Source organism: Stenotrophomonas sp. NPDC077659, assembly GCF_050268705.1.
GTDB lineage: Bacteria > Pseudomonadota > Gammaproteobacteria > Xanthomonadales > Xanthomonadaceae > Stenotrophomonas.
Genome location: NZ_JBNNHG010000143.1, coordinates 1 through 9,792 on the forward strand (window position 1 = coordinate 1; position 9,792 = coordinate 9,792).

Annotated in this window: 6 protein-coding genes and 2 pseudogenes; 7 read left to right on the top strand and 1 reads right to left on the bottom strand. The window is 64.8% G+C overall.

All coding sequences use genetic code 11. The features are described 5' to 3' along the window. Positions 1 to 52: 52 nt before the first annotated feature. Positions 53 to 256 (top strand): annotated as a pseudogene (locus tag ACQKDV_RS16090) (citrate/2-methylcitrate synthase); the annotation flags it as partial. 148 nt (positions 257 to 404) lie between these two features. Here the strand turns inward: ACQKDV_RS16090 and ACQKDV_RS16095 are convergent. After that, positions 405 to 2,813: an autotransporter outer membrane beta-barrel domain-containing protein gene (locus ACQKDV_RS16095; protein ID WP_427785045.1), complete on the bottom strand. Its 2,409-nt coding sequence runs from the start codon at positions 2,811 to 2,813 to the stop codon at positions 405 to 407. Between the two features lie 577 nt (positions 2,814 to 3,390). On the opposite strand from ACQKDV_RS16095, the gene ACQKDV_RS16100 reads away from it, so the two are divergent. The 6 genes and pseudogenes from ACQKDV_RS16100 to ACQKDV_RS16125 all read left to right on the top strand — a co-directional run. Beyond that, complete coding sequence (locus ACQKDV_RS16100; protein ID WP_427785047.1) at positions 3,391 to 4,122, top strand: CS1 fimbrial subunit B flags: Precursor; 732 nt, start codon at positions 3,391 to 3,393, stop codon at positions 4,120 to 4,122. A gap of 121 nt (positions 4,123 to 4,243) precedes the next feature. Further along, on the top strand, positions 4,244 to 4,741 hold the full coding sequence (locus ACQKDV_RS16105; protein ID WP_427785049.1) for a CS1 type fimbrial major subunit: 498 nt from the start codon (positions 4,244 to 4,246) through the stop codon (positions 4,739 to 4,741). Between the two features lie 60 nt (positions 4,742 to 4,801). After that, entirely contained in the window at positions 4,802 to 7,333 is a 2,532-nt protein-coding gene (locus tag ACQKDV_RS16110) for a TcfC E-set like domain-containing protein (RefSeq protein WP_427785050.1), read from the top strand. After that, positions 7,333 to 8,523 (top strand): hypothetical protein, encoded by a 1,191-nt coding sequence (locus tag ACQKDV_RS16115; protein ID WP_427785052.1) that lies wholly within the window; start codon positions 7,333 to 7,335, stop codon positions 8,521 to 8,523. Before ACQKDV_RS16110 ends, ACQKDV_RS16115 begins: the two co-directional genes overlap by 1 nt. A 105-nt stretch (positions 8,524 to 8,628) precedes the next feature. Next, positions 8,629 to 8,991: a NirD/YgiW/YdeI family stress tolerance protein gene (locus ACQKDV_RS16120; protein WP_427785054.1), complete on the top strand. Its 363-nt coding sequence runs from the start codon at positions 8,629 to 8,631 to the stop codon at positions 8,989 to 8,991. 180 nt (positions 8,992 to 9,171) lie between these two features. Then, positions 9,172 to 9,792 (top strand): annotated as a pseudogene (locus ACQKDV_RS16125) (hypothetical protein); the annotation flags it as partial.

Consider the following 9,792-nt stretch of genomic DNA (forward strand, 5'->3'; position numbering starts at 1 on the left):
CGCAACAGCCTGCGCATGCGCCCGGACCGCATCGTGGTGGGCGAAGTACGCGGTGTACCCGAACGTCGATTTCTACAGCGGCATCATCTACAAGGCGCTGCAGATCCCGACCGAGATGTTCACCGTCATGTTCGCCCTCGGCCGTACCTCCGGCTGGGTGTCGCATTGGCTGGAACAGCAGGTCGACCCGGAAATGAAGATCGGCCGTCCGCGCCAGGTCTACACCGGTGCTGACGTGCGCGACTACCAGGGTTGATCGCCGGCGGTAGTTCGTGATGAAACGCCCCGCATCCGCGGGGCGTTTTTTTTTGCGCGACGAACAATCCATCCACGCATGGCGTGGATCTACTGTGCCTTGGCGGTCCCCGCTTCTGCGCATCCACGTAGTCGGCCAGCGCCCACCATCACCACCGGTAGGCGACACTCAGGTTGCCGGTGGCCTCGCGATAGCCGCTGTCGCCGCGCATCACGCCCATGCCACCCCAGGCACTGAACCCCGAGCGGAACTGCACCCGCGCACCTGCACTCAACTCATAGCGGTTGCGCGGAATGCCGGCCTTCAGCACTTCATCATCAAAGGCGATGCCATCGCTGGCACCATCGCGGTACCAGTTGGCGGCCAGATACGGGCTGACAGAAGCGCCCGCTGCCGAGTGACCTTCCCCCTGCAACCGCAGGCCGGCACGACCGGACAGACCGCTGTTGCCCAGGCTGCGCACCACCGTGCTGTTGGTTTCAGCATGCACATCGGTCGCTGCATCGGTGTAGATCAGCTGCAGCTCCGGCTGCAGCGTCACGGCGGTGGTGCCCACGTGGCCAAGGTTGAAGCGATACCCGGCTTCCAGCGAGGTCTGCCACAGATCCGAATCGTAGCGCTCCTCGGCCAGACCTTCGCCCTGCACACGGTTGCGGAACTGGCCGCGCTGCACGCTGGCATCCACATACGCCGCATCGCCGCTCCAGCTGCCGTACACGCCCAGCGCGCCGCCTTCCACCTTGCCCTGTGCGCTGTAGCCGGTCAGCTGCGAGCGTGAGGTTGCGCGGGACTGCGCCGCCGTCCCCATCACGCCCACACGGCCATGACCATCGGCAAACACACCCAGGTCGGCGCCCAGTTGCACGCGGGAACGGTCCACGCGCAGATCCAGCTGGTCGTCCACGGCGCCCAGTCTGCTCTGCGTGGTGTCCACCCGGGCCCAGCCGCGCACGCCTTCATCGGAACGGCTGCCGCCCTGGCGGTCTCGCCAGGTGTGGCGCAGCAGCTGGTCCAGCGCGAACTGGTTGGCCAGGTAGGCGCCGGTTTCCGGGCGCAGCACCGGAACCGGATCGATGGGGTCCACGGGATCAATCGGGTCCACAGGATCAACGATCGGCCTGCACTGCGGCAAGGTCGGGTCGGCCAGGCACGGGTCGGGCGTGGTCGCCAGCTCCGAACGCAGGTACCAGCCGCCGTTGGTCGCATCCTTGAACAGGAAGTACTCGTACTGGCCGCCGACCGCGCGGCCGAGCAGGTCGAACTGCGCATTGGACGCACCGCCTACGCGGATCAGCTCGATGCCCTGGTCGGTCTTCGCTCCGGCGCCGCCGGCGTTAAGCACGCGCACGTTGGCCTGGCCGTTGGCATCACCGGCGATGACCAGCTTGTCGGTCAGCGAAGTGTCGTCGTCCAGCACGGTGTTGAAGGCGAGGGTGCCGCCATTGCCGGTGAAGGTATCCACGCTCAGGGTGTTGAAGCCGCTGCCATCGCCCAGCGCCACGGTGCCACTGGCACCCACGGTGAGCTGGCCCACATTGCTGTCGCCGGTCAACAGCCAGGTGCTCTCGTTGCCGATATCGGCAGAGGTCACGTTGATGAAACGGCCGTCGATCTGCGCCTTGTTGCGCAGGAAAACGTCGAGCGTGCCAAGGGGTACGCTGGTGCGGTCAAAGGCCAGATTGCCCGCCAGCCTGGCATTGTCCACCGCAAATCTGATGCTGGGTACGCCGGTATCCGGGCGGGTGCCGAACGATTGCACCAGCAGCAGGTTGCCATCGCCACCGGTCAGGTTGGCACCGTTGGCGATGGTGATGTCGTAGTTGTGTGATCCACTGCGGGGATAGACATGCAGCGCCGCGCCGCGGCGAGCAATGATGGAGGAGTTGTCGACACGCAGGACGTTGGGGTCACCGCGCCTGCCGAGAAAGAGCACGCCGATGTTGCTGGCGTCCACATGCGACCCGTTGAGCAGGTTGACCTCACCAAATGACATGCGTACGCCGATGCCGCTGAAATAGGAATTGGTGGGCATCGAGGCGTCCTCAACATACACACGGGTAGCCTCCAGCGTCGCCCTCGGGTTGATTGCCGCTCCGCCGGTTGCGGTGCTTGTCAGGTCGATGCCGGTCGTGATGTCCGCATACCCGTCCGCCGTTGTGACCGTTACCCGGCTGCCGACCAGATGTGCGGAGGCGTTTCCATCGGCCAGTAGAATGCCGCCACCGATGAAATCGGTGTTGCTGGCTTCCAGGTGCGCATCGCCAAAGAGGCGTACGCTATGGTTGAGGCCGGTTACCGTGCGGTAAATGGTTGCACCGTCCATATTGAGGCGGGAGGCTTCGGTCGCTTCGATATATCCGGTCCGGCCACCACTGCTGACATTCAGCACGCCGCCATTGCGGACGGTCCATTCTTCCTGGGTATCACCCGGCAATACTGTCGCTTCGGTGCCGTCGAGATCGCCGGCCCATGCGGCGCCGATGGGGGCCGACAGTGCCAGCAGCAGGCAGTGGGCCAGCGGGCGCATGGGCAGGAAAAGAGAAGAACATGGGCGCATGAGTTGAATCCTCAGGGATGGACGAGATGAGCCAAACGCCGCGCAGATCACATATCCAACTCCGCCAGAAACTGTTTAACTACTGGCGAGGTGAAGGAGTAGTGATGGGTCTATTGCGTCGTTGCGCGCCGCAATGAGGCTAGTTTCCCGTTCGATTCCGCTCCGTAACATGCAATTAGTTGCAAACGTGTCGTCCAGTCCGGAGCCACCGCAGCACGGTCGAGGTGACCGTGGTACATGCAGCGCGGCCTGACGGGCCGGTGTTGCAATGCGGAATCCTGCCTGCTGTCTGTGGCACAGGACAGCCAGCAGGTCCGTCACCTCTCGGGAGACATGCCATGCGCTGCCGCTTTCACGTCGGCGAGCGTTGGAGATGGCCTCGTGTATCGCACTGGCTGCAATCACTCCGGTACGGGCACAGCGGATGACAGGCGGAGGCGATGACGCGGCGGTCCGACGTTGATCGTTGCAGCTCATATCAAGTGCAGTTATCTGCCTCTTGACGCTTTTGCAACAAGTTGCATGGACCCCTGCGTCGTTGCGTCGCACACTTCCGGCCCACTATGGAGACACCCTCATGCGCATTCTGCTCATGCTCATGCTGTGGGGCGCAGCGTTCAATGGTTTCGCCGGCCAGCCACAGATCAATGTCGGCCCCCTTTTCGATTATCTGCCTGCCGGCAGCGGTAATCTGCTCAAGCGCATCCGCAATACCGGCGATGGCACGGCGTATGTCCGCGTGGAAGTCACCCGCATGCAGTTTGATGCGCAGGGCCAGAGCGCCGAAGTGCCGGTGGACGCTACGGCAATCGCCCGCAATGCCGCAGGCGCGCAGGGTGTCATCGCAAGCCCCAGCCGCCTGATCATCGCAGCCAATGGGCAGCAGGCCACACGCCTGGTCTATCGCGGTGCGCGCGATCAGGAACAGTATTACCGGCTGCGTTTCGTGCCGGTGGCGCCCACCGCCGAGGAATTCTCGCTGAGCGAAGAAGAGGCCCGCGCAGTGACCGGCGTGCAGTCGGCCATCCAGGTGTTTACCGGTTTCGGCACCATTCTGTTCATCAGCCCGGACAACCCGCAGTACGACACGCGCATAGATGGCGACGCACTGCACAACCAGGGCAATGCCACCATCGTGCTGGACAACCTGCGCTACTGCGAACGTGCCAACCCGGACAGCTGCAGCGCAGGCATCCTGGTGCACATCCGCCCAGGCCGATCCCATGCACTGGACATGAGCCCAACCCAGTTCTCGCGCTATGACCTGCGCGAAGGCGACGCACGCCGCAGCATCGACACTCGCCGCTGAACCAGACGCCGGTTCCAGTCGGAAAACCCGTTCGTCCCACCGGGCACGCCAGGCGCCCGCGGGAGCGCTTTGCCTGAGCCCTGGTATCTGCATCCCGATTCAAACAACCCGGAGAGTATTCATGTCCATCAAGACCCTTTCCCTGGCCGCCGTAGCCAGCCTGCTCATCGCCCCGGCCGTGGCCCTGGCCGCCACCGAAACCAAGAGCATCACCGTGAACGTGCAGGCCGATGTGCCGAACACCGCGGGCCTGCAGGTATCCTCGCCGGACGGCTGGGAAGGCCTGCCGCAGACCCTGCCGTGGGATACCGCGCGCAGCACGCTGGGTGACCTGACTGGCCGCGTGATCAACGTGAAGTCACCGGCTGCCATCAGCGCCTACCTGAGCGCCCCGGCGCAGATGTCCTCGGCGGCCGATGTGGTCGATCTGGATATCAAGATCGACAACGTAGTCGTGCCGGCCACCGCCGCCTCCAAAATCACTGTGGCCACCCAGGCACAGGCCGCTGCTGGCAAGTCGCTGGCCTTCGCCATCAGCCCGCAGGCACCGTCGGGTGGCTACAAGCAGGGCACTTACGGTGGCCAGTTCCACATGATCTTCGAAAGCGACCTGCCGTAAGGCTTTTGGCCGCTACCGCCTGCGTGGGTGTGCCCACGCAGGCGGAGCGGACCTGCACGCATGCGCCCCCACACCGCACCCTTCCGCCCTTTGGCGCGGCTGGCCACTGCCATCAGCACGGCGCTGCTGGCATTGCCCGCCACCGCCGCAGGCGTAGCCCCTGATGATCTGCCCAGCCTGCTGGAGCAGCGCGAGCGCATGCCCGTGGAATTCCGCGAGCATCTGTTCGGCAATCCGCTTACCGTGCGCGTGGAGCTGGACGGCACGTATCTGGGTGATGCCGAGGTGGTGCTGCACGAAGACAACCGCGTGCAGATCGTCGCCTTCAGCGACAGCACGGGCAGCGCCTTGCCGGCCACCGAGCGCGCGCGCTGGGTGGAACAGCTGGCCGAGCCCATGGCGCTGGGCGTCTGCGCCTCCGGCTGCCGCGGTCTGGCGGCGTTGCATTACAGCCTCTCCAATTCCCTGCTGAGTCTGCTGACCCCGGTGCAGGCCCAGGCCACCGATCGCCACGTTGCGCTGCCCGAACACGGCAGCCGCGGCCTGATCGTGCGCAACAGCCTGTCCACCAGCGGCGGCCAGGGCCAGCCGACTACCGCCCGCTACAGCGCCGAGCTCAGTGGCAGCCTGGGCCTGTGGAACACCGTTGGCAGCTACCAGTACTACACCCAGCACGGCGAGGCCGAGCAGTACCTCAGCGCGCTGTACGCGCAGCGCGAGCGGGGCGACCACTTCGTGCGCGCCGGCTACTTCCTGCCGACGTTCGAGGGCATCGTTCGCCAGCCACGGGCGCCAGGCACCCGGAACGATACCGCACTGGGCGTGATGATCGGTTCGTCCGATGCGCTGCTTGTCGATGACGGTACGCCCAGCGCCTACCCGGTGTATGTCACCGCCAGCCGCGAAGGCGTGGTGGAGATTCTGCGTGATGGCCGCCTGCTGAGTACCCAGGCAGTGAAGCCGGGCATCCAGCAGATTGATACCCGGCGCCTGCCGGGCGGCATCTACGATGTGGAGCTGCGCGTGATGGAGGATGGGCAGGAAGCCTCGCGCGAAGCCGTTTCCATCCACAAGCCCAACCGCTGGCGCGACCCAACGCGCCGCTGGCGCTACAGCGCCTTCTTCGGGCAGCAGCAATCGCTGCTGGGCAGGCCGCAGGAAGACACCACGGGCGGTATCGCCGCCGGTGCCGTGGTCAACTATCTGGCCCACCCGCGTGCCGTGCTGGGCGCTACCGTGCAGAAGGTGGGGCAGGATCGGGCCACCGGGGTTTCGATGGACTGGCAGGCCAACGATGCCTTCAGTACCTACACCAATTTCTATACATCTCGCGCCGCCGGGCGCGGGATGGATCTGCAGGGACTGTACCGCTACCGCGCCGGTACCGTCGTGGCCAACCATGCCCGCAGCTGGGCCGAGCAGCGCCAGCGCATCGTGCCGGGCGACGGCAGTGCGCCACGCTGGGAGACACGCGGTGGCTGGCAGGACACCACCTCGGTGTCTTTCACCCACCGTTTCAGCCACCGCGACAACGCCAGCGTGCGCATATCGCGCACGAGTGGCTTCACACGCGGCACCGGCCTTGATGTTTCCTACGGCCGGCGCGAAACGTTGTTCGGCCGCCATGATGTGAACTGGCGGGTGTCGGCCTACGACCGTCCGGGCAGCAGCTTTACCCACTACCGGCGCCAGCGCGGCATCGATCTGACCGTGAGTCTGGCCATGGGCGACGACACGCGCAACTACAGCGGCAGCCTGGGCAGCCGTACCGGCCAGGCCGGCCAGCGTGATGCCTACGCGACGGCGGCCGTTACCCAGCAGGTGCAGGGGCCTGTGCTGCGCAGCGTGAACGGCATGGTCAGCGCTAAACGCGATGGTCTCAGCGCGGGCGCTGGTGCCTATCTGCAGCACTCGCTGCTGGAGGGCGATGTGCAGCTGTACCGTGCTGCGTTGGGTGGCAGAATCAGCGCCAGTGCCAACCTGGACAGCACCGTCGTGCTGGGCGGCGGTCGCGCGGCCGTGCTGGGGCAGGGCCGCCGGACGGGCGTCGACACCGGAATCATCGTCGATGTGAGCAGCGACTACCCCAACCTGACGCTGCGGGCCGATGACAGCCACGGCAGCAGTGCACTCCTGCGCCCCGGGCGCAACTTCGTACCGGTCACGGCCTTTCGGCAAGGTCACGTGCAGCTCGATTTTGAAGGGCACAGCGCGCCGTCAGCCGTGTTGCAGCCCGCTGTGCTGGACTACCACCTCAACAAAGGGGGGGTAACGCACGCGGTAGTAAAGGTACTGCGCACGGTAACGGTGATGGGACAGGTGACCGATGCCGAAGGTAACGGCGTACACGGCGTGCAGGTCATCAACCACGCTGGCCGCACGGTCAGTCACGAGCAGGGCTTCTTCAGCCTCGAGCTGAGTGCGCGTGAACCGACTTTCGAACTGCGTTACCCCGACCGCATGCACTGCGTGCTGAAAATGGGCGAAGGTGACTATTCGCGCGAAGGAGACGTGCTGCTGGTGGGGGCCGTTGCCTGTCCGCTGGAAAGAATGGTGCAGCAGGCCAAAACCACCACGAGGAGGGAGCTGTGATGCTTCGATCCATTTCACTGATGATCGTCCTGTGCTGTCTGGCAGCCGCGTTTCCGGCCTCGGCGCAGATCAAGACGGTTACGGTCACCGGCGAGTTCCGGCCAAACGCGCTGGATCCGGGGAACACGACATTCAAAAACACCACGCCCCGTGGGAGCTTCTGCAGCTGGCGGCCGGATGAGTGTGATCGTGCCAACGCCTACATCTTTACTGTGGGCAGTGGCGACTTCTGGCGTAAGTCGGGCGCCAGTGATAGTGCCTCGCGGCGCGATTCCACCTATGTCAGATTTCCACCGCCGCGCATCATCACGCTTCACGACGCTGCTTCAGGCCAGTCCTTCCAGACCAAGATCAGCTTCGTGGCGATTGCCATTAACCTGGCGTTCGACAGAGGTACTGATCCTTGGTACTACGGCATCAGTGGTGGCTGCACCGCCATCCGCGGAGCCGGTGGTGTCGGCTGGTCATCTGGCGGTTGGGGTGTGCGGGATCCTTCCAACCCCCAGGAGTGCTACAGCACGGTTCTCCGCAATTCGCGCAACTACACCTTCCGCAACGTCGGCCTCGGCATCCATGTCGATCTGCCCAATGCAATGACGCTGCACGCTGGCAGATACACCGCCGAGGAAGAGTGGACGACCGGTGGTGCGGGCTCCGATATCGACCTGGGCGACCACATCACGGGCGTGCAGGCCATTCGCATGAACTTTGTCTTTGACGTCATCCACGATTTCCAGGTCCGGTTTCCCGCCGAATCTCCGCGCGTGCAGCTGGCGCCTGAAGGCGGTTGGCGGCAGTGGATAGATCATGGCATCGCACCGGCCAGCCTGCGCCAGGAATTGCCCTTCCAGCTGACCACTTCGATGGAATTCAGTTTGAAGATGCGCTGTGAGCATGATGCGGGCAATCGTTGCGGCATCCGGAACGCCGTCAGCCGGGCCATCGTACCGGTGGATGTGGATGTCACCCTTCCAGGCATGATCAACCAACGCGACACACGGCCTGCGCAGTTCACCGCGCTTTCTCCGGACGATGCCCTCGCGCCGCGCTTTGCAGCAGACGAGTACCTGATGGAGCGACGTTCTTCGCTTCGCTTCATTGCTGGGCCGGACGCCACGCGCGAAATGATCCTGGACCCAGGATCGCACTGGGCCGGCGATATCACCCTGGTATTCGATGCGAACCCGTGAGGCAAGCGGCGTGTCGCATTCAGCTACTTTGCAACAAATTGCATGGGCTCTGCCAGCGGCATGGTGGAAAGTACGCGCTCCCTTGAACTCCGGAAGGAGCACGTCATGAAACATCTGTTCGCGCTTGCGCTGGTTGCCACTCCACTCGGCCTGATCAGTGCCGATGCCTTTGCGCAGTACACCGGCCCCGATGCAGGTGCCGCCACCACGACCGTCGCCGAGGCACGCACACAGCGGGATGATCATGCGGTTGTACTGCGCGGCACGCTGGTTGCCAGGATCGGCGATGAGCGGTACCAGTTCCGCGACGTCACCGGCCAGATCGAGGTGGAGATCGATGATGAGGATCTGCCCCGCCGGCCCTTCGGTGCGGATACGGTGGTCGAGCTGCGCGGCAAGGTCGATACGCATCATTTCAAGCCCACTGATATCGATGTTGATCAGGTGACCGTCGTTCCTGCGGGCTGAGACGCAGTGGCTGCCTCTTGATGACGGCCCGCACCGCGGGGCGTCTTCGCTTGCGCACTGCCGCGGAGGTGCGCAAGCGCCAACGGCACGTGATTGAGGGGTCTCACGGCGTTCACGCAAACGCGCGCAGCCTCGGCTGGCCCGCTGCGTGCGCAGCCATGAACAAGGAGCATCCCGCTCATGAATACCCGTTTTGATCCACCCGAGCGCGGCCCGCTTGGGCCGGACGTTGCTGCCGTCGTCACTGCGCCCATCGTGCCAGCACCCGGCGAAAACGCGGTGTCCTGGGGCGCCATTCTGGCCGGCGCGGTAGCAGCGGCGGCGCTTTCCCTCATTCTGTTGATCCTGGGGGTGGGCCTGGGCCTGTCCTCGGTATCGCCGTGGTCATTCGAGGGCGTCAGCAAGGAAACCTTCGGCTGGTCCAGCATTGCATGGCTGACCTTCACCGCCCTGGCGGCATCCGGTCTTGGCGGCTACATCGCCGGTCGACTGCGTACCAAGTGGACCCGGTTGCACGGTGACGAGACCTATTTCCGCGATACCGCGCACGGCTTCGTGTCCTGGGCGGTCGCCACCCTGCTCACTGCCGGCCTGCTTACCTCGGCCATCGGTGGGGTGCTGGGGGCTGGCGCGAAGGTGGCGGGCGCTACGGCAGGGGCGGCCGCATCCACGGCTGGCATCGCAGCTGCGGGCGCGGGTGCTGCTGTGGCAGAGGGTCCGGAAGGCGATCTGAACTATTGGGTCGACTCGATGTTCCGCACTGCCACTGCGCCTGGCCCGGATGCTGCCGCCGCACCGCCC